Source organism: Sphingobacterium lactis, from assembly GCF_011046555.1.
GTDB lineage: Bacteria > Bacteroidota > Bacteroidia > Sphingobacteriales > Sphingobacteriaceae > Sphingobacterium > Sphingobacterium lactis.
Window position 1 is genome coordinate 2,847,201 of the sequence record NZ_CP049246.1, and the last position, 20,717, is coordinate 2,867,917.

21 protein-coding genes and 1 tRNA gene are annotated in these 20,717 nt (G+C 40.7%); 10 read left to right on the forward strand and 12 right to left on the reverse strand.

Annotated features, from left to right (window positions below; genetic code table 11):
• Positions 1-12: 12 nt before the first annotated feature.
• Entirely contained in the window at positions 13-2,103 is a 2,091-nt protein-coding gene (locus G6N79_RS12400) for a heavy metal translocating P-type ATPase (protein ID WP_103906445.1), read from the reverse strand.
• 267 nt (positions 2,104-2,370) lie between these two features.
• Here G6N79_RS12400 and G6N79_RS12405 point away from each other — a divergent pair, with 267 nt between their 5' ends.
• Entirely contained in the window at positions 2,371-3,054 is a 684-nt protein-coding gene (locus G6N79_RS12405) for a hypothetical protein (RefSeq protein WP_103906240.1), read from the forward strand.
• An 82-nt stretch (positions 3,055-3,136) separates the two neighbouring features.
• Here the strand turns inward: G6N79_RS12405 and G6N79_RS12410 are convergent, their stop codons facing one another.
• Positions 3,137-3,586: a hypothetical protein gene (locus tag G6N79_RS12410; RefSeq protein WP_103906239.1), complete on the reverse strand. Its 450-nt coding sequence runs from the start codon at positions 3,584-3,586 to the stop codon at positions 3,137-3,139.
• A gap of 279 nt (positions 3,587-3,865) precedes the next feature.
• Positions 3,866-4,303, reverse strand: coding sequence for a hypothetical protein (locus tag G6N79_RS12415; RefSeq protein ID WP_103906238.1), 438 nt, complete (start codon positions 4,301-4,303; stop codon positions 3,866-3,868).
• A gap of 124 nt (positions 4,304-4,427) precedes the next feature.
• On the opposite strand from G6N79_RS12415, the gene G6N79_RS12420 reads away from it, so the two are divergent.
• Complete coding sequence (locus tag G6N79_RS12420; protein WP_146060616.1) at positions 4,428-5,147, forward strand: hypothetical protein; 720 nt, start codon at positions 4,428-4,430, stop codon at positions 5,145-5,147.
• Positions 5,148-5,479: 332 nt separating this feature from the next.
• Entirely contained in the window at positions 5,480-5,725 is a 246-nt protein-coding gene (locus G6N79_RS12425) for a hypothetical protein (protein ID WP_103906236.1), read from the forward strand.
• Between the two features lie 78 nt (positions 5,726-5,803).
• Here G6N79_RS12425 and G6N79_RS12430 read toward each other — a convergent pair whose 3' ends face one another.
• The 3 genes from G6N79_RS12430 to G6N79_RS12440 all read right to left on the reverse strand — a co-directional run bounded on the left by G6N79_RS12430 (position 5,804) and on the right by G6N79_RS12440 (position 8,667).
• Complete coding sequence (locus G6N79_RS12430; protein WP_103906235.1) at positions 5,804-6,514, reverse strand: SOS response-associated peptidase; 711 nt, start codon at positions 6,512-6,514, stop codon at positions 5,804-5,806.
• Positions 6,515-6,808: 294 nt separating this feature from the next.
• Positions 6,809-8,470, reverse strand: a complete 1,662-nt coding sequence (locus tag G6N79_RS12435) for a fimbrillin family protein (RefSeq protein WP_146060615.1) — start codon at positions 8,468-8,470, stop codon at positions 6,809-6,811.
• Between the two features lie 35 nt (positions 8,471-8,505).
• Positions 8,506-8,667 (reverse strand): hypothetical protein, encoded by a 162-nt coding sequence (locus tag G6N79_RS12440; protein WP_164527214.1) that lies wholly within the window; start codon positions 8,665-8,667, stop codon positions 8,506-8,508.
• A gap of 792 nt (positions 8,668-9,459) precedes the next feature.
• Between G6N79_RS12440 and G6N79_RS12445 the strand changes: the two genes are divergently transcribed.
• Positions 9,460-10,584 carry a DEAD/DEAH box helicase gene (locus tag G6N79_RS12445; RefSeq protein ID WP_103906233.1) on the forward strand — a complete coding sequence of 375 codons (1,125 nt, stop codon included), beginning with the start codon at positions 9,460-9,462 and terminating at the stop codon, positions 10,582-10,584.
• Positions 10,585-10,596: 12 nt separating this feature from the next.
• Positions 10,597-10,791: a cold-shock protein gene (locus G6N79_RS12450; protein ID WP_103906232.1), complete on the forward strand. Its 195-nt coding sequence runs from the start codon at positions 10,597-10,599 to the stop codon at positions 10,789-10,791.
• Between the two features lie 140 nt (positions 10,792-10,931).
• Here the strand turns inward: G6N79_RS12450 and G6N79_RS12455 are convergent, their stop codons facing one another.
• From G6N79_RS12455 to G6N79_RS12465, 4 genes are all read right to left on the reverse strand, one after another.
• The gene (locus G6N79_RS12455) at positions 10,932-11,360 is read right to left on the reverse strand and encodes a cold-shock protein (protein ID WP_234993192.1); all 429 of its coding nucleotides are present in this window, start codon (positions 11,358-11,360) and stop codon (positions 10,932-10,934) included.
• A 235-nt stretch (positions 11,361-11,595) separates the two neighbouring features.
• Positions 11,596-11,727 (reverse strand): hypothetical protein, encoded by a 132-nt coding sequence (locus G6N79_RS17710; protein ID WP_262508098.1) that lies wholly within the window; start codon positions 11,725-11,727, stop codon positions 11,596-11,598.
• A 114-nt stretch (positions 11,728-11,841) separates the two neighbouring features.
• Complete coding sequence (locus G6N79_RS12460; RefSeq protein ID WP_146060614.1) at positions 11,842-12,972, reverse strand: hypothetical protein; 1,131 nt, start codon at positions 12,970-12,972, stop codon at positions 11,842-11,844.
• Between the two features lie 908 nt (positions 12,973-13,880).
• Positions 13,881-13,971, reverse strand: a tRNA-Ser gene (locus tag G6N79_RS12465).
• A gap of 103 nt (positions 13,972-14,074) precedes the next feature.
• Here G6N79_RS12465 and G6N79_RS12470 point away from each other — a divergent pair.
• The 4 genes from G6N79_RS12470 to coaA all read left to right on the forward strand — a co-directional run bounded on the left by G6N79_RS12470 (position 14,075) and on the right by coaA (position 16,628).
• On the forward strand, positions 14,075-14,677 hold the full coding sequence (locus G6N79_RS12470; RefSeq protein ID WP_103906230.1) for a hypothetical protein: 603 nt from the start codon (positions 14,075-14,077) through the stop codon (positions 14,675-14,677).
• 165 nt (positions 14,678-14,842) lie between these two features.
• Positions 14,843-15,217 carry a methylglyoxal synthase gene (locus tag G6N79_RS12475; protein WP_103906229.1) on the forward strand — a complete coding sequence of 125 codons (375 nt, stop codon included), beginning with the start codon at positions 14,843-14,845 and terminating at the stop codon, positions 15,215-15,217.
• 3 nt (positions 15,218-15,220) lie between these two features.
• Complete coding sequence (locus G6N79_RS12480; RefSeq protein WP_103906228.1) at positions 15,221-15,631, forward strand: OsmC family protein; 411 nt, start codon at positions 15,221-15,223, stop codon at positions 15,629-15,631.
• A 52-nt stretch (positions 15,632-15,683) separates the two neighbouring features.
• Entirely contained in the window at positions 15,684-16,628 is a 945-nt protein-coding gene (coaA, locus tag G6N79_RS12485) for a type I pantothenate kinase (protein ID WP_103906227.1), read from the forward strand.
• Here the strand turns inward: coaA and G6N79_RS12490 are convergent.
• Positions 16,615-17,496, reverse strand: coding sequence for a mechanosensitive ion channel family protein (locus tag G6N79_RS12490; protein WP_103906226.1), 882 nt, complete (start codon positions 17,494-17,496; stop codon positions 16,615-16,617). The two genes, coaA and G6N79_RS12490, sit on opposite strands and share 14 nt — an antisense overlap.
• A 189-nt stretch (positions 17,497-17,685) precedes the next feature.
• Between G6N79_RS12490 and G6N79_RS12495 the strand changes: the two genes are divergently transcribed.
• Positions 17,686-18,639: an acetyl-CoA carboxylase carboxyltransferase subunit alpha gene (locus G6N79_RS12495; RefSeq protein ID WP_103906225.1), complete on the forward strand. Its 954-nt coding sequence runs from the start codon at positions 17,686-17,688 to the stop codon at positions 18,637-18,639.
• 705 nt (positions 18,640-19,344) lie between these two features.
• Here G6N79_RS12495 and G6N79_RS12500 read toward each other — a convergent pair.
• On the reverse strand, positions 19,345-20,685 hold the full coding sequence (locus G6N79_RS12500) for a PDZ domain-containing protein (RefSeq protein WP_103906224.1): 1,341 nt from the start codon (positions 20,683-20,685) through the stop codon (positions 19,345-19,347).
• Between the last annotated feature and the right edge of the window lie 32 nt (positions 20,686-20,717).

Genomic DNA, 20,717 nt, shown 5'->3' on the forward strand with positions numbered 1-20,717 from the left:
CCTTTAGTGAGCTTAAGACTTAGTAAAATCAGTCCGTTGGATCCGCACGGCATTGAGAATGGCCAGGAGGGCAACACCAACATCAGCGAAAACGGCCTCCCACATTGTGGCGATGCCTCCAGCTCCCAGAATAAGGACAATTGCTTTGACGACGAAGGCCAAACTGATATTTTGCCAAACAATCCGTTTTGTTTTTTTACCGATCTGAATGGCGATGGGGATTTTGCGAGGTTTGTCATCTTGGATTACGACATCGGCGGTCTCGATGGTAGCATCTGACCCCAAGCCTCCCATTGCGATTCCCACATCGGCCAAAGCAACCACCGGCGCATCGTTGACACCATCACCAACAAATGCTACGATTGCATCTTGCTGTTTGATCTCTTTCAGGTGCGTTACTTTATCTTCCGGTAGCAAGTCGCCGTACGCTGCATCTATTTCCAAGGCTTTAGCAACCGTGTCGACCACGGCAGCTTTATCGCCGCTCAACATCGTTACCTTGACCCCCATTTTATGAAGGGCTGATATCGTGGCTGCCGCGGATTCCTTAACCTGATCCGCAATACTGATGAACCCAACATACTGTCTATCCAAGGCAACAGCAATAGTTGTATACGGTATTGCAGCATGTGCTGAAGGAAATGCGATGCCGTATTTTGTCATTAATTTAAAATTACCGACGAGCACCTCTTTATTTTCAATCGTTGCGCTTAAGCCGTGTCCGGGAATTTCCGTTACTGCATTCAGGTCAATGTTCCCCATGGGTTGGCCAACATATTCGTGAATCGCCGTTGCTACCGGATGGGTACTTTTGCTTTCTATTTCATTCACATACTGTAACACCTGGTCCCTATCGAACTGTTCATCGAATTGGATTTCTTGAACTTTGAATACGCCTTCGGTCATGGTACCGGTCTTGTCCATGACCACATGATTGACAGCGGCTAAACTATCGAGAAAATTTCCTCCTTTCACTAAGATCCCATTTCGACTGGCGGCGCCAATACCACCAAAATAACCCAACGGAATGGAAATCACCAATGCACACGGACAGGATACGACAAGAAAAATCAATGCCCGATAAAGCCACTCCTGAAATATATAATCCTGGACAAACAGAGCCGGTAATGCCACAATGCCAATCGCCAGGAAAACCACAATCGGGGTATAGATTTTGGCAAATTTGGAAATGAACAATTCGGTTGGCGCCTTCTGCTTGCTCGCGTTTTGGACCATATCTAAAATCTTACTGAGCTTGCTGTCTTCGTAAGCTGCCGATACCTCAACCTCAGCTACAGTCTGCAAGTTGATCATTCCAGCCAGAACGGAATCCCCTTTGGATTTGGTATCTGGTTTACTTTCGCCGGTCAAAGCTGCTGTATTGAATGCGCTGTTGTCGCTTAATAATTTACCGTCAAGTGCAAGCTTTTCCCCTGGTTTCAATTGTACGATATCTCCGATTCGGACATCCTGGGCTTTCACAACCTGAGTTTTACCGTCCCGAATAACAGTTGCTTCATCAGGGCGCTGATCCAGGAGCGATTTGATATTTGCTTTAGCGCGGGAGACCGCCAACGTTTGAAATGCTTCGCCAACCGCATAAAATAACATTACAGCAACCCCTTCCGGATATTCCTGAATGCCGAATGCCCCTAGGGTCGCAATACCCATCAGAAAGAATTCTGAAAAGAAATTTCCTCGGATGATACCTTTCCATGCATCCCGCAGAACGGGTAGCCCGACGGGCAAATAAGCCGCTATATACCAAATCAAGCGTATCCACCCTGTAAACCAGGGATATTTTAAGAAATGATCGATAGCCAAAGCCGATAGTAAAAGTGCCAGACTGATTATTGCGGGTAAAAAAAGGCGGAAGATCCCATCACCTTCCTCATGGTTATGATCATGGTCATGTTCATGATCGTGCTCATGTGCATCTGACGCCGAATGGTCATGGCTCTCCAGGGAAGATTGATTTTTTGTTGCCTCTTGATTTAACGTGCGCTCCCCTCCTTGATGTTTTTCTGCGTTGCGATATACCTTCTCTGTTTGACTACATATCTCGCAAACTCCACGGGCATTAAATACATGTTTATGGGTCATATCACTATAAATCTGGTGAAGCATAAATTTAATGAATAATGCTTCAATAAACTAAGAATATCGGCATCAATCATGGCATTTTCCTTAAACAGGCGTATGATTCTTGCAAACATCAAGTTTACTCATCCATAAAATAATTAATGTGCTGTCAACACATTGTATATGCCCATTAATCGATAAAACAATCTGCAATGGGTAAATTGGACCTAAATTTTGGAACGGATGAGAAATACCTATCTATTTTTTACGAAAAGATGCATTCTGCGAATGGGAATGATCCTGGTGTGCAGTATCCTGATGCAAATCGCCTCCGGACAGGTTTATATGATACAGTCTAAAGAAGGATATACCAATATCCGGTCTGCGGCAAACGCACAGTCCACAGTGAAAGCTAAATTGAAAAACAATACCGTGGTATTGCTTGATGAGGCAACCGAGGATCCCATTCATGGAAATTGGATAAAGATTCTCTATTATGTGAATCGCCCATTCACTTTTCTAAAACCTGAAAAAGACATGAATCTGCAGAGTGGATTCCTTCACAAGTCCCAATTGGTAAATATTGAAGATTTGCCATCACCGGAAGCTGGTGAATTTACGATGTCCTATACCATAGCTCCATTTCACAAGGCCGATTATAACCTATCCTATATTGATGGTTCAACAACTGCATTGGAAACCGTGAATGGCAATGTGTATTATGCGGCTGATTGTGGCTTACCAAAAACAGCAGTTAAAAGCGCGACAGCAGTCATCAACGGCCATAAAGTTATAATTCCAGAGCAATACCTCTTTGGAATACTCCATGCGGAAAATGCACTAACGATAAAGAAATACAATAAGGTATATATTGCCTACCAAACCATTGGGGATGGTGCCTGTGGGAACCACTTGGTCTGGATATTTGAGGGAAAGAATTTAGTTCAGCGGTTTATAGGATGGGCCTATTGATCTAAACAAATCATTCATAATAGAAAATAAAAAGGGTTCTCCGAAAGAAGAACCCTTAATACTTTAATGCTTTGACGACCAATTATTGTTTGAACATAACGCCGTAATTAGCGAATGTTTTATCCTGGTTGGTTACTGTTAAATATACTTTTGCTGCGGAATAATCTTTAGCAACCGTAATATAGAAATTTGTATAATTTGATTTCATGGTTAACTGGTAGGCATCTGGAAGATCCTCATCAGCACGCGTTGCGTTCGTGATATCGTAACCGTATCTTGTTTTCTGACCGCTTGGGCTTTCCACTTCGATAACAGATCCATCAAATTTGAACTTATTGAAGACTGTCTGATTTAGGGGAAGTGCTTTATGCTGATCTGAATTTTCTTGAATAAGTGCTGAATAAGCTGTCCAAACCTTACCCTGTAAATCAGCTGAAACTTCCTTTTTTACATCTTCAGGTTTTATACCATGATCCTTCTCACAGGAAACAAACAGAATAGCAACGAATAAAAGTAAACTAAAATTTTTCATAGACTGTAATTATTTCTGCTAAAATATCACTTTTTTAAAGTACACAGAAGCTCAGATTGCCTTAACGCTATACATAAATAAATTTTGTAGCTAATTGCTTGCATATCTCCCTCATTTCAGGAATTTTCTTATGAAAGTAGGTAATTTGACTGAGTGGATAGTTCTAGGGTCGAGGGATTAACACGAGGTTTGCGAATCGCCTATAGCGTCGAACCTATTTAAACTAACAATGTTAGACAAGCCATCGAATACAGATTAGACGATGGCTTGCATGAGATTTTATAGTAGACTTTTTACTTCGTGAATCAATTCTTCCAGATCCTGTAGCAGTTGATCCGAACTTTTTAAAGTGAGGTGATTTCCTTGATAAGACTTCAATTGTTCCAAAAATTGAAGTAGGTTGCTGGAGAATTCTGCATAGGTTAAGTCCATCGGGATATAAGTTAATGCAGGCTCGATCCGTTCGACTCTAGCATTTTCCATGGTTGGATATTCGATCCATTGACCCTTTTCGTCTTTTTTGGGGATGTATTCTTCTTGCAACCAAAGAATATTTTCCGTTTGGGGATGCGAGATCCGGATAAAATAATGCCGGCTATCCGAAATCCGCAAACCATATAGGTTTAAGGAATAATCGTATGTTTTCAGGAAATCTCCTAACTTCCTGTTAGTCATTAACTTTTGAATAAGGGATAGAATCTTTTCGTTTTCGTTCATAGCTATCAAAAATGATGTGCGTTAAAAATAACCAATTAAAAGCTGAAACAGGAATTTAGCAAAATATTAACTTTAGATTAACTTAAACCAGCTATATTAATGCAGAAATCAATTTTTTAATAATATGAAAACACGAATTATGTACTGTATTCCGCTGTTTTTTCTGTGCCTTTCCTGTGTTAAGACTGAGGTTCCTCCCTCCCAGGAAGAAAAAATAGAGAAAAAGAAGGAAGAGAAAAAGAAGGCAGTATCAGACAAATTAAAAATCATTCCAATTGATCGGCCAATTTATGCTCATGAGCGTTTGGAATTGGAAACCAATTCCGATGAACCGGTAACCTGGCGATCGAGCAATAAATATATCGGTGATTTTGAAAGAGACAATATATTTCTCCCCAATCAGATAGGCACGACCACGATTACAGCAAAAACGAAGGATGAAGAAGCCCGATTGCGTTTTGAAATCGTGCCTAAATATGATTTATTTGAAGAGCCTATTATTTCATTTGGAACGAAGAAAGAGGTAATTAAGCAAAAGGAGAAAAGAAAATTACAAGAGGAAATGACAAGTTTTCTCATTTATGAGGATCCGAATCCGTTCATAAAGAGAGGTGTCGTTTATGGATTCAACCATTCAGGAAAATTCAATGTTTTGGTTCGATTTGGTGTCCAGGAAAAGAATGATTTAGATAGGGTGATTGGATACTATCATGAGCGATATAGAATCTCCAAGAAAGATAATAAGGCCATAGTTTTTGTTAACCAAAGGGAAACAGTACAGATCCGTCTGACATTCGATGATAAATCTGGAACGACAGCAAGCTATGCACCTATAACTGGTTAATGGATGTATGAAATCTGTAGGAGTCTCGTTTACTACACAGATCAGTAAACAACTCGTCCTTAATTTCGAACATGCACTTAGACAACACCAGTATCTTAAGTTAATAAGTTAATTAAATCAGAATAATAAATAAGCAGTGCCACTTTACGTGGAAATAGATGTGTTAAACAATTATTATATCTTAATAAAATATGGTAGTAACTTCCAATTTGGCACAATATTTTCACGAATACAGGCGTAGTCGTTTAACACAAGTTGATACAGTGAGGGCCTAAACAAGGAACAATTCTTTTTACACTCACGTAAAAACGCATATAAAGGGAAATTTTCATATGGTAAAGAATCACAACTTTGATAGTGAGCACATCATCAAAGAACTAAAAAAATTGGACGAGAAACATCGTGACTATCTTCAAAAGGATGGGAAATGGTTGATTGGCGGATTTGAATCTATCATTCATTACGATGGAAAGGTTTCCTCGATTAATGGCGATCAGATCACCTTAAAAAAGGAAATCTACATGATGCTACCTGTAGAAATCAGGGATGAAATTGCACAGTTCCTGAATGTAGAGTAAATTGTGCAGATAAGTAGAATAAATTACCCAATCACTAAAATATTAGCCTCTCCCACTGGAGAGGCTTTTTTATGGGTATCAGAATAGTGTTCTTTTGTCCAATGGGTTTTGAATGTCCGCTCGATTCGTGTTTCCAGATCGATCCGCAGTAACACGGATCACCTCGTGGCTTTCCAACTGACCAGCATAAGGCTTTATCAAGGCATTAATCTCATCTCTCCCCTGCGCAAAAAGCCATGCATCACGGTCACTTTCACCAATGATTAAGGGCATACGTTTCTTTTCATTGTGGATCTCTTCCAACAATGGATTGGCAGGCGTAGTAATTATGGAGAATGTAGGATACGTCTCCCCTGTCTCCTGATCCGTAAAAGGTGCATAGACCACGCCCAAAGTGAAAATCTCTCGCTGTGGTTTATAGATAAAATAATTCTCCGATTCTTTTTTACCGGAGGCTTTATGAGGTTCATAAAATCCAGTGACATACAATAGGCCCCTGTTTTTAAGGATATAGGGTTTATAGCTTGCCTTTTCAAAAATGCTTTCTGATTCGGCATTGAGCGTATTGGCATACTTGGCTGCATCTTGCTCGGTCTTCACCCAATAAGGAATCAATTTCCACCGGGCACCCAACACTAGATCGACATCGTTATTTAAAGTCACGGGCAATACCGGCCGTGTAAAACCGGAGACATGAAAGATTTCTTGTTCCTGCTGATAGACAATCCGCTTTTTGGGAAGCTTGTTCTTCAATTCAGACTTACTTGGCGAACCAACATGATAACACATAGACTGGAATTTTTAATGTAATATAGGAATTGCCAATTTCATTTGAAAGCCACAAGGGCTAAAAAAGATATACCCCAAACTGTGTTGGGGTATAATGTCTAGCAAAATGCTGAAGTAGATGTTAAGAACGCATTTTGCTTTATTTGGTTGTATTGCGATGTTCATGATGAACAAAGGACAAGCCATTTTGTTTTCCTGTTCTTAAAAATCATCTAGAATATTAGGTAAATAAAAAGAGCCTGCTTTGCAGCAGGCTCTCCGACTCTATCTAATAATTAATGAAAAATCCTTTATTTAACGTGTAATTACTGGACAACCCACTTTTTGTTTTCCATAACCACGACCTTGAATAATGGTGTTGTTGGATACCTTTTGTGTTACTTCAATTACATTTGCTGCATCTCTGTTCCATTTGATATTCGGGTTGAAACGTGCTTTGTTCTTTAATACCAATTGGATTAATTCACCGCCATCAGTTTTACTGCCCAGAATGGAAATCTGTCCAGATCTACTGATAGAAACCCTGATCATTGGATTAGCTGTCGTTCCGCGCATATCCCAAATGGTTTTAATACCATATTCATTCACCTGACCGTTTTTATCACTGTATTCCTCACCATCGATAAACTCAATGTTACGGGTAATGATACCTTCACCGTTAGCGGTATTATCATAGGTCTGGAATTGGATTTGATCTTCATCCTCATCTAAAACCATCCATTCGCCATTGATTTTCATGTTGAATGCATTATCCAAACGGGTAAAGTCAAATGTAAATCCGTAGTTAGTATAAGGTGCATTAAATGATTTACTCAATACATAACCATTCGGACGGAATACACCATCGACCATAATACCTTTTTGGTCTGGGGTTTCGTTGTAGAACCAGTTCAGGACATCCTTACCCAATTCAGCTTCTTGTGTACATGTTCTGAAGTTGAGGATTAAATTATATTTGTGACCAGGTGTAACTTTGATCCCTGATACGGTATAATTTGCGATGTCCTCATCATCCATAGCAAAACGGCCAAAGACTAAACTCCTATCGGTAGATGTAGGGTTGATGACAATGGTTGGATTACTGGTCACCGTACGGAGACCACTCCCCAAATCTGGCCAAGTTACTGTTTGACTTCCAGCTGTTTGATTGTTATAGGTAATGGTATTGGTGTCAAATTTATAATCTGCACTTGCACTTGTACCACTGAAACGCACATTGGATAAATTCGTGATATGACCGTTCATCATACTTCCCATATTAATGGTGGTCGTGATCATACTGAATTTATGTTGCATGATAACATCCAAATTAGTAGTTCCATGGTCAATTGCCTTATTCTTTAGTACATATACCATCAAATCCTGTGTTACACCGGCAAGTTTTGCATTCTCCAGTTTCTGCACACCACCTTCGTAGGTAATTGCTGGAGGTGCGTCGGTTTTGCTACTGATGGAATAGACTATAAAATGGTAGGTAAATCCTGCGTCAACTTGCATTGGGGGTTGCGTACCTTCTTCACCGTGAACATAGTCCTGTTGGGCAAAAAAGTCGCCATTTTCCTTAAATGCAACCATTCTATAGATTACATCCTCTTCAATTTTATTCTGTTTAACGACTGAAGCCGCCTTGATACCGCCATTACTTTTGGAAGTGGAGGTTTGTATGCCACGTGCTGCGGCAATGCTCTCATCAACCAATTGCACATCGACCATATATCCACCAAACATCATCGTGGTGTCCTTAACAATGGGAGTTGTTCCTGTAGAACGTGTGCTTGATTTACTGCCATTCACTTGATTATCATCTTGAACGAAGGATTCCTGAAGATTTAATTTTACGATGGCCTTCCCAGGGGCAACGTCATCAGAGGAAACATCCTTTTGACATGAAGAAAAACCTATAAAAAGGATAGCAAGGAAACCGAGGTAGCGGTTCACGAGCTTTGTATTGTTCATTTTTTTCATTTCTTTCTTAATAGTTAGTTTGGAAATTACCAGTCCAGATCACGGATTTGGTCATCATCTTCTGTCCATTCTTCCTGAATCCATCCATCACCATTTTCGGGACGAACGACAGCAGAACCTGCGGCAATACCTGCTTCAAGGTAGACCTTTTGAACATTAACAGTTGGTTTGAAATACTTCTTTTTCATTATAAAAATCACTTTTTATTAAAAATTAAAATACAACAGAACCCTACGAAAAAAGAGTAGCCAATAGGCATTTTGAATGAAGAAAAAAGTACGTTGTGAAGGTACCTTAATAGTTGTGTGCTCTTAATTAATAGTGTCGTGTGTGTGACATTACTTACATAATGTGATACAAAAGTAAGGAACCATTTGTTTTAAAACGAAGAATTTTCTGTTGATAAGGGTTAGAAATTGGTTTTGTAGTGTTAAGCCTACACTAAGTAGATGTCGCAAACATATAATCTTGGAAATAACCGCCTGAATGCACTCCTAGTCATAATTTGTCATCAGAAATGCCAATGACGACCACACAAGTTGTTGCAAATTGACACAATTTCTCATATTGATACACAATAAATAGAAACATCGGTTTTGGAAATCATATTCCTTTTGGAAAAACGACAATAAATTGGAGGAAAAGAAATGCAAGCATCCAATTAAATTAAGTAATTAAATAAAACATTTTCGATTACCATTAATTAACCCTAACTTTGTAATTGATTTGGGTCCTGCCTAAGCGCAAGAAGACATCGTTTCATTTGTGAGAAACCCGTCTGATGCTAGCTATTTCAGTTGCCAATTTGTTATCATTGATATTTTGCAAGTATTGCATTTGGCATTTGAATTCTGATTTTAAGTTCCTTTTATATTACTGTTAACAAACGAGATACCTGTTTTTGATAGGTGCCACGGCTTGTGCTGGATTCAATTCCACGATACGTATGATTTATCGTTCGTGGAGTTTAAGAAGAATAAATGGAATTTAAAAACATGGACCTGATAGCTCCATTATTGAAAGCTATACAGGAAATTGGTTACAATGAACCAACTGCTATACAGCAGCAAGCAATCCCGGTATTATTAACGGGAAAAGATATCATTGGTTGTGCTCAAACTGGAACGGGGAAAACGGCAGCATTTGCAATCCCTTTGTTGCAGAAAATCGCACAATCAGGCCTTACCGACAACAAGACTCAAGCTTTAATTTTGGTACCCACAAGAGAATTGGCCATACAGATTGGCCAGAGCCTTGACGCCTACAGCAAATACCTGCAGATTAAACACACCGTAATTTTCGGAGGTGTATCCCAACACAAACAAGTGGAAAGCCTTAAAAAAGGTGCAACTATTATTGTAGCCACCCCCGGACGATTATTGGATCTTTTGGGACAAAAACTCATTGACCTTCGTGCGTTGCGCTATTTTGTGCTCGATGAAGCGGATAATATGCTTGACATGGGTTTTATCCATGATATCAAGAAATTACTCAAGGTCATTCCAAAAGAACGGCAGACCCTCCTATTCTCGGCCACCATGCCGAAAAGTATACGGAAGCTTGCAGAAGAAATTCTAAGATCTCCTGTAGAGGTTCAAGTCAGTCCGGTATCATCAACTGCAGAAAAAGTTTCTCAACAAGTCTACCATGTCGAAAAGAAGGCAAAAGCTGCCCTACTCGCGAAAATACTAGGTTCTGGAACAACGCAACAGACCCTTGTGTTCACACGAACCAAACATGGTGCAAATAGATTAGTGAAAACTTTGGGGAAAAGTGGTATATTAACGGCGTGTATTCACGGGAACAAATCGCAGAATGCGAGACAGCAAGCGTTGGAGTCTTTTAAATCTGGCAAGATTAATGTACTTATAGCAACAGATATTGCTGCTCGGGGAATCGATATCCATGAATTACCACGTGTAATCAATTATGATTTACCTGAGGAATCAGAAACATATGTGCACAGAATCGGGAGAACTGGGCGTGCCGGAAATGCCGGTCTCGCGTTTTCTTTCTGCAGTGATGAAGAAAAACCATTGCTGCTCAAAATTCAGAAATTGATCGGATTTCAGATTGAAGAAGTAAAACAAGATAATAAACAATAAATAATTAATACAATGCAAGAAGAAGGAACAGTAAAATTCTTTAACGAAACAAAAGGATTCGGTTTTATCACTCCATCAAATGGTGGTGCTGATGTATTCGTACATGTTACAGGTCTAGTTGACAAAGTTCGTGAAAACGATTCAGTAACATTCGAAATTGAAAATGGTAGAAAAGGTGTAAATGCAGTAAACGTACGTTTAGCGTAATTCCAAATACCAATGGAAAAAGCAGCAGGGACTTCCTTGCTGCTTTTTTTTGTGTCCAATAACTTGACAAATTCCGCTAGACACAAAAAAAGGTTGCCCAAAATTCGAGCAACCCAAGTTAATATAATGCAAATTTGTTTTTATATCAATTCTACTTCAGAAATCTGATTCCCCTGTTTAGAACGGACATACTTGTATTTTACCTTCTGATTCAGGTTAAGAACCATACCAGCTAGGTTGTCATTGAAATAAACAGTCTCGCGCGTCACATTGTCTCGGATAAAGCCATAATGACCAACTTCGTTGTAATACGATACTTTACCAAATAAGTATTCATCTTCCGGATCGGCGGGACGTTGTAAATCTTCCTCCTTGAATTTGTAAGGTTGTGATGGTGGAGTATCGGAAAGATTTCCAAATTCATCCACATAAACGAACATTTCCTCCAACGCTTTTCCTTTGTCGTTGTTCGCTTTGTTCATTTCTCTACGTTCTTGTTTTTCGAGCTTTTTCAGCTGCTTCTTTTTTGCGGTTTCTTTTTTCTTGAATGTAAGTTGACTTTTAGCCATTAAATAGAATTAGGGTTAAAAAAATAAAGGATTTGTCTTAAGACCGAGGTAAGGATGGGATAAGAGATTTGCCTTCGTGATGGACAAAGATACGAAAAATTATGCTAAAAACCTAACATGGCCGCCTTTATGGTCCTCCATCCTATTTATTGATGTTTAAACATTATTTAAACCTCATTTTCACGACAGAAAGTCTGTTGTTGATAAATACGGCTGCGAAATTAAATCGTATAGGTTATTGTTTAGTCGAATCATATAACATCACGAAGAAGATGATCAATCGCCCGATTAAGATGATCAATGCCGGATAGAGAAAGAACCACCGGAACGCCCATAATTGCCGGTCGGTGAATTTCGGAAGTTTCATGTATGTAGAACAAATGAAACCTGGTTCCGTTACTTATTTTTGGCGGGAAAGTATAGCTAAAAATAAAAGCGGCATGATTATAACATCATGCCGCTTTCCTATGCAAAGAATTTGCTATTTAATATTGATGTTCAAAACATATTTAGTTCTGGCCTTAAAATTTAAACCGGAAAGAATAACACTCCGTTTTGATCTTTGGGCAGGCGATCTAGCAAATGTAACGTTATGCACAAAGACCTGTCCATTAGTCGTTTCATTCACCCCCATGTTAAAAACAACGGCAGGGATTTCTAGGACTGCGGCATCTTTTTGATCAGTAAAATTCAGCGTTTTCCCTAAAAGGTTTTCGCCAAGTGTATACGGATTCGTTTGGGAACCATCTTTTAACCAGGTTGTGGTACGGTTGGTGAATGGTAGTGAACGCGAGATAGAATCAATCCTATTGGGAATTCCTTGTGCAGGATTATTTAACCATAATTTTCCGCCAGTAGGTGCTTTGATATAGATCTGTAATCCAACATACATATGTTTTAGATTAATATTCAATTTAAGGTGATCCGTTAACTTGACCTTAGAAATCCAATAACAGAAATCTGATCCCCCATCAATACCCTTATCAGTGTTTCCAACAGGCTCTGTATAGTGTCCCTGACTATTTTTTGTTGGCTTAATCGGATTGATCTGTGTTAAGTTAAGGGGAGCGCTTGGGTTATCCGGAAGTTCGGGCAAAGCTGAGGTACTCATGATGGTGTAACAAACAAAAATATATTCCTTACCCCCATCCAAGTTAAAGACTCTGTTTTCTCCATACGTTGCCCCTGTATCACCGCGCTTAAAGTCTTTGTAGGCAACGAAAGAATTATCCGCATTGTACACAAAAAGCCGGTATAATGTTCCTGCCGGAACTGGGGCGATCTGAGGCGTCGCTGCCTTCGAGGCATTCATCTTCAATCCGGAATTCGGACTATCCTTAACTTCTATCAAATCTGCAGTTGCAGCGAAGGTCCCTTCATCTCCTGCAATATCGATCGATTGAACCAACCGGCTATTCGCAGATCCAGCATTTGCGCCCGATTGCGATTTGCTCTCTTCCTCAAAATCAAACCCTAAACTTAGTTTATTGATCCCGACAGAAACCTGACCTGAAGTTGAGGCTTCCATATCAGAAGCTTCCTTGCTACAAGAAGTCATGTTCAGACTCAATGCGCAGATACCCAATCCAAAAAGTATATTTAATAATTTCATGTATTCGTATAATAGTGTGTGATTATTGCCAAGTATAGTCCTTGTTTACCTCTTGGGTATCTTCCCATTCATGGGTGAAACTATCTGTTGATGGACTTACCATGATCGAATGTGCAGCAATCGAATTTTCAGTATAAATTCTTTCGACAAGGATACAAGGAGATTCATAGGTTCTCTTATTCATGTATTAATAGATGTGTGTTTTTTAACAGTTGTGTGTAAATTCGACACGAAGGTAGAAAAATAATATTAGCCTGTATGGTCGCTAAGAAATAAACTACCGATTTTCGACATTTTTTACAAAACATGTAGCTGATCAACCACCCATTTACTGATTTGGATTAAATTTTGGTTTTCGGGGAACAAAATGGTGAGAATGAAGGCAATAGGGAATTTTGTTCTAATGCAATACATTAAGAATGAAGACACAACCTAGAGTTGTATTGTCTTATTGATATTACACTTTGGTAGGTTTAAATCAAATTCGTTGCTGAGGAATTGTCGGGCTATGACTCAACAAATATCTTATGTCGTAGTTAGGGTGCTCTTTCTATCAATAAGAAGGTCCATTCTTTTCATCACACGAATGATCAGGAAATCGATATAGATTGCTGGATTATTGAATAACATTCCCAGTTATGCACTTTCATTTTTTGAAAAACCTATTGGTAGGTGTCTGATAGTTTTTTGACTTTGGGCAACAAAAAAACCAATGTCTCCTATAAGAGCCATTTTTTATGATGTGAAGTTTGTATCCTATAGAGGGTCCCATATTTTGGCTCAGGCTTCAAACAATCAAAGCCGATCGCTACGCTTTCCGGTTTTGTTGTTTCTGGATCTTTCAGCAAACACGTTTGCAAAAACATCAGAAACAACAAAACCCGACTACTGTCGGGCTTTGATTTCTTTGGCGGAGAGGGAGGGATTCGAACCCTCGATACAGTCATCCCGTATACAGTCTTTCCAGGACTGCTCATTCGACCACTCTGACACCTCTCCGTGTCAACGGGTGCAAATATAAGGATTTAAACAGTACCTTCCCCATTTTTCTGGAATTAATTTTATATTTGTGTTCCAACTCATTTTTAATGAACCATTTATTATGAAATACATTTTATTGCTATTGACAATCCTTGCGATTTCAACCCAGTTTTCACAAGCCCAGGACAGTTATATCGTCATGAATTCGGGGGATACCGTATTCGGAAAATTCGGGATGTACCAAGCCAAAAGCATAACATTCACGCCAAAGGATGGCCAGCGAATGAAATACCTGGCTCAGGATATCAAATCTGCTTATAATGGCAAGAAATCCCTAAAGTATATCCAAATTAATAATATAAACGATGAAAATGGGGAGCCTATCCTACTGCAATCTTTGACTTCAGGACCAATCTATGTGGTCGAATTTGTATCCAGAAATGTAGGTCCGATGGCAAGTTACGGCACAGGTGGACCAGGCATTGGCATCAATGTCAGTAAGACAACCGAGGTTTTTGCCATTACTGCCGACGGAAATCCAACCTATCTGTTTTCTAAGGATATATTAGGTAGACAGATCAAAAGGAATCATGAAAATTTACTCAACCTCTTGGACTCGGACCCTGAAATAGCAAAAGAAATCCAATCATCAGACAATAAGAACCTGAAATCAAAAGAAATTATCCAACTGATTGAGCGGTTTAATACCAATCAAAGCAAATAGATCAGCTATCGATTCGTTGGGGCCAATGTCCAACCTATTCTTTGCAACCGGCAATGGAATTAATACGAATCCATTGTTATACTATCAACATCTTATTGTGCTATAACACCTCTTTTTGCCGATTTTTAGTATATTACGGACAATTTAGAACAATATCGAATACCAATGGCAAAAACTATCGCACTGATTGCCCATGACGGCAAAAAAGCGGAAATGGTCGGTTTTGTAAAAGACCACCAGGAGGTCCTATCCCATGCTCATCTTGTAGCAACCGGAACAACGGGTTCTTATATTCAACAGACCGGATTGGAGGTGGAGTTAAAGTTATCTGGCCCAAAAGGTGGAGATGCGCAGATTGCAGCCATGGCCGCTGAGGGAAAAGTGGATGGCATAATTTTCTTCCGTGATCCACTTGGTAAGCACGCCCACGAACCCGATATCCAAATGCTGATGCGCATCTGCGATTTGTGGAATGTCCCATTGGCAACTAACCCAGCAACGGGTACATTAATTATTAAAGGACTTTTAGAAGAAGAATAAACTATGGCAAATGAGGTTTTGGTAAGCATCGGTGAAGAAGCTTATACAACGACTGTACAATATGAAGAATTAAGCCTCTTGGCTGATGAACCGATTGAACTCGGCGGGCAGAATAAAGGCCTTACCCCTACCCAGCTCCTATTATCATCCGTTGGTACCTGTAAAGCAATTACCATGCGCATGTACATTAACAGGAAAGCATGGAAAGTAAATAAAATTGAAATCAAGATGAGCAGTGAGGTGCAGAAGAGCGATCTGCAACAAACCACCTATATCACCTGCAATATCACCATCGATGGAGACCTGGACGAGGAACAACGCAGAAGGATCTATACCATTGGGGAAAAATGTCCTGTACAGAAAATGTTACAGCATCCGATCGTGATCGAAAGTAATCTAATTGATACAAAATAAGTAAATCACACAGCAGGATTGTATATTTGCGACTCCAAATAATACTTGTGTTATGCCCTCAATAAGCGAACATACTTTTACGAGCCCCTTCCAGAACTTCACACGGGAACAATGGAAGCGTTTGAACGGCCAATTCAGCCATACCATCCAAGATATCGATCTGGATCGCCTACATGCCCTGAATGAACCGTTAACGATGGACGAGATTGAAGATATCTACCTTCCCCTCGCCCACCTGCTTGAGGTGCATATCAATACTTTTCAGGAATTACATGCCAAGAGCAACGTGTTCTTTAAACGGAACCAGCAGAAATTGCCGTTTATCATCGGTATCGCCGGTTCTGTGGCCGTAGGCAAAAGTACCACCGCACGGGTATTGAAGAAAGTACTATCGCTATTGCCCAACCGACCAAAAGTAGAATTGGTCACCACGGATGGATTCCTCTATCCAAATAAGGAACTGATCAAACGCGGTATATTGAATAGAAAAGGGTTTCCTGAAAGTTACGACACAAAACAATTGCTGCAGTTTCTGGCGGATATCAAATCCGGCAAGTCGCAGGTTTCTGTTCCCCTGTACTCCCATATGGAATACGATGTGCTGCCGAACGAGAAATTGCACATTTCCCAGCCCGATATCCTTATCGTCGAAGGCATCAACGTCCTGCAGGTTAATTCTCGTAAGAATGGCGTCTTCGTTTCGGATTTCTTTGATTACTCAATCTATGTGGATGCGGATGAAAAGAATATCGTGTCCTGGTATATCGATCGTTTTGAATCCCTGCGCGCAACAGCTTTCCAGAATACCGATTCTTACTTCCATAAATACGCTGATCTGAGTACGGAAGAAAGTTACGCCATGGCTACCCAAATCTGGAACGAGATCAACCGTCCGAACCTACATGAGAACATCCAACCGACCAGGTATAGGGCCGACCTGATCCTGAAGAAAGGTTCGCACCATTTCGTCAAGCGGATTAAGGTCAGGAAGATTTAAGGATCTTCCGTTCAAATTTTATAATTTCTTTTAGAATTTCATTTTCCAGTGTCCGGTGCATCCTATTACTATTGGTCACGGCATGGAGATCCAATTTATAACGCACGAAATCTTTCCCCAATTCCGTTACCTTTAATTGAAAATCATCTTCTTTAAAAGACAGGTTTGGATGGGTGGTTATGCTGAGCTTCAACTGTTCTTCCAATTCCTCGATGTGAAGCGAAACTTCCATCGGCAGTTCAAAGCGAACAGAGAACAGACTGGACTGGTGGGCCGAAAGGTTCATGAAAGTGGCCGTAAAGACCAGGTTGTTCGGCACCATGACGATGTCGTCCTCTTCATCCTGCAGGACAATATTGGCAAAGGTAATGTCGATGATGCGGCCCTTATGGTCGCCAACCTTAATCCTGTCCCCAACGGATAGCTGCTCGGAGAACATCACGATCAATCCCGAGATCATATTGGTGATATAGTCCCGAAAGATAACCGCTATCGCCATGGCAACAATGGTCATGCTCGTGATAAATTCCTTGGGGTTAATGCCAAAGGCATACATCAATGCGATGACCGCAAAAATGGTATTCAGGATAGCTGTCAGGCGATTGATCCCCAACACGAAGTTGCCGCGGACGCGTTTCTGCGAATGCCGGGTATTGTACAGAAAGATCACCAAAAAGCGCAACATGCTCAGCAGGATACTGGGGATGAGGAATGTGTACAGCCCGTTCAATAGCTGTGGCAACCGCTTGATGGCATTGATCCTATCCTCAAACATCAGGTGTACACTGATGAGGATAATGGTCAATAATACCTTACCGATAAAAGTCCATGGAATCTTTGGTTTGTTTTCTGTGGAGCTTGCATTCATGGCTTTGAAGATATTATTTTTTAAATCACGAACAAAACATGTCCGAAGGCTGGTTTGTTATCTATCTAGTTATCAACCGTTAAATATAAATAATGTTAACTTACCATAACGATTCAATTAAATAACATTTTAAATTTCTTAAAAAACAGCTAACTTAGCTTCGCTTTTAGCGACACCAAACAGGTAAATATGGAAACAACATTTGATTTTGAAAAGCCAATTGCTGATTTGCAGACCCAGATCGAGAAGGTTAAGCAGGTTGAGGAGAAGACGAAAGTAGACATGGGTGCTACCGTTCGCGAATTGGAGGAGAAACTGGAGCAAACAAAGGTTGAGGTGTACCAAAACATGACTGGCTGGCAGAAAGTGCAGATGTCCAGACATCCCGACAGACCACAAACATTCGACTATATTGATTTGATCTGTGATGAGTTCATTGAGCTCCACGGCGATAGAAACGTAAAAGATGATAAAGCCATCGTTGGCGGTTTGGCTACCATTGGTGGGCAATCGGTTATGGTAATCGGTCATCAAAAAGGAAAGAACACCAAGGAGCGTCAATTCCGCAATTTCGGAATGGCGAATCCTGAAGGATATAGAAAAGCATTGCGCCTGATGCGCATGGCAGAGAAATTCAATATCCCTGTGGTAACCCTGATCGATACGATGGGCGCCTATCCAGGATTGGAAGCTGAAGAGCGCGGACAGGGTGAAGCCATTGCACGGAACCTGTTGGAAATGTCCGTACTACGTGTGCCTATTATCTGTATCGTGATCGGTGAAGGTGCATCTGGTGGTGCATTGGGTATCGGAATCGGTGATCGTGTCTATATGCTACAGAACACGTGGTATTCCGTGATCTCTCCTGAATCTTGTTCATCCATCCTTTGGAGAAGCTGGGATCAGAAAGAAAGAGCTGCCGAAGCCCTTAAACTTACCGCTGAGGATATGCTCGGCAATGGATTGATCGATGGAATCATTGAAGAACCGCTAGGTGGTGCACACCAAGATCCCGAATCAACCGCCATCAATGTAAAAAATAAAATCCTAAGCGACCTTTCGGTCCTGAAGGCCAAAGATACGGATACGCTGATTACCGAACGTATCGACAAGTTCAGTAAAATGGGCGTTGTCAATGAATAGAAAAAAGCTGCTTATGCAGCTTTTTTGTATTTAGTAGGTAGTATTAAATAGTTAGACCTAGGGTGGGCTGCAGGGAATGAACAAGCTGGCGCAAGAGTTTTGTGGGTGGCATGTGTGGTGGCTCTCTTTTGCCTCATGGACAATCACGCTTGCCCAAATAATATGGAAAGTTTAATTAAGGCTATCTTGTGCCTAAAAACCTTTTTACATCCCATGCAACCCCGCTAGGGGTGTCACTATTTTAGCAAGCCATCACTTTTCGCCTGAAACCCCAGAGGGGTGTAACTAGGAATGACAAAAAAAGTCTGAACGCCCAAGATTTCGATTTGCTAAAGCAAACCGAAATCTTGGGCGTTCAGACTTTGACATTTTATAGCGGTGTTTCTAAAATAGTTGCACCCCTCCGGGGTTGGCATGTGTGCTATTAAAACCCTCGTCAGAAATTTTATTCAATAGATGAACCACATTAGAACAAATTAAATGGATGGCAAGTGTAATAGCTCTCTTGTGCCTACGGCATGTTTTGGTACAAGCCCTCCATCAAACCCTTTATAATAAATGAGCAACGCTGGCGCAAGAGTTGTGCGGTTGGCATGTGTGGTGGCTCTCTTGTGCCTCAAAACATACCCCTTAGAATCAATGCGTCTGCGCAAGAGCAATTTTTCAGCGAGCACGTCTGGTGGCTCTCTAGTGCCTTGGGATAAATCACCGATACGGAATGGGATCCTCCAGCAATACCGTAAAATGCAACTGCTGTTCTCCGCGCTGCACCGTAACCTTTAACTCCTCCCCTTCGTTATGCTGCAGGATATCCATAATCTGTTTCATTTTGAGGTTCTGGACCCGTCTTCCATTGATCGCGATCAATTCATCGTCGACCTGCAGTCCTGATTTTCCGGCGGATGATCCTTCCCGGATATTGCTGATCTTATAGATTGGTTTAAGGGAGAATTCATAGGTAAACTCCTGTTGGTTATAGACCGTTGTGCCACCTAGGGCATCTTCCCTACCCTTATGTGTGCGGCTCAGGCTGGTCGGAATCCGTTGCTTGGTCCACACCAAGCCATCGTGCTTGATATCCATGCCTGTCAGATTGATCAGAAAAGGTTTGCCAAAGTTCTTGTTCTTCTTCAGGTACATTTTGCTCTGTGCATAGTTAAAGATTACCTGAAAGTGCTGTAGGGCCTGATTGCCGATCGAACCAATGCGATCTTTCGTCAATTTTGCCGCATGGACAGCATTCGAATCCGGATACGACACAATGGGCTGCTTGATGAAGAATCCCGCCCATTCAAAACCTTTGATCCGATTTCTGAACCCATAGATCAAGCCATTGAAGCCACGGCCTATAAAATCATAGATATGGGGATCGCGAACCTGAAAGTCCTGCAGTAGGAATGGAAAGATCAACAGACCATCGGAGTTGCCCATATCCACCAGCATTTTCGAATCCGGCAGATTGATGTCGCCCAAATTCAAGTCGATATGCACATAAGGTCTACTGCGTTCGATACTGATGGGAATTTCCGTAAATCCCCTTGTTGTTTTTTGTGGATACGAAAAAGGATCAAAAACACTGATCTTCGATTTTATATAATCTATTTTTACCAGGAAATCATCGAAGAACCGGCTTCCCAGAATTCCGTTGATGGGAATACCCACATGGCTGGAGATATCCAATTCCTCCGCATCGATTACAAACAAGTTATGGGTACTGTCCTGGAGAATCCCCCCGATTTCAATAGTATTGTTTACGGCCATAATGCCTTCCACACCGTCTTCTATACCGATCCCTGAGAATTTCACCTTATTGATGTTCTCTAAGGGAACCGTATCTTGTTTGGAGGCAAACAGGATCGTTTCCTTTACGCCGGTATCCAACAAAAAAGATAAATCGATACCATTGACTTTTACGGGGAGAATAACCAGATTACCGGAATTTTCAAATGAGAACGTGTTTTTCTTTGGATTGATCAACGAAAAACTACGCTGCCCATACGCTTGTACAGCAAACAGGCTAATTATAAAAAATAAAAGCGTTCTCATCAAAATTTGGTTTATACCTACAATTTAAACAA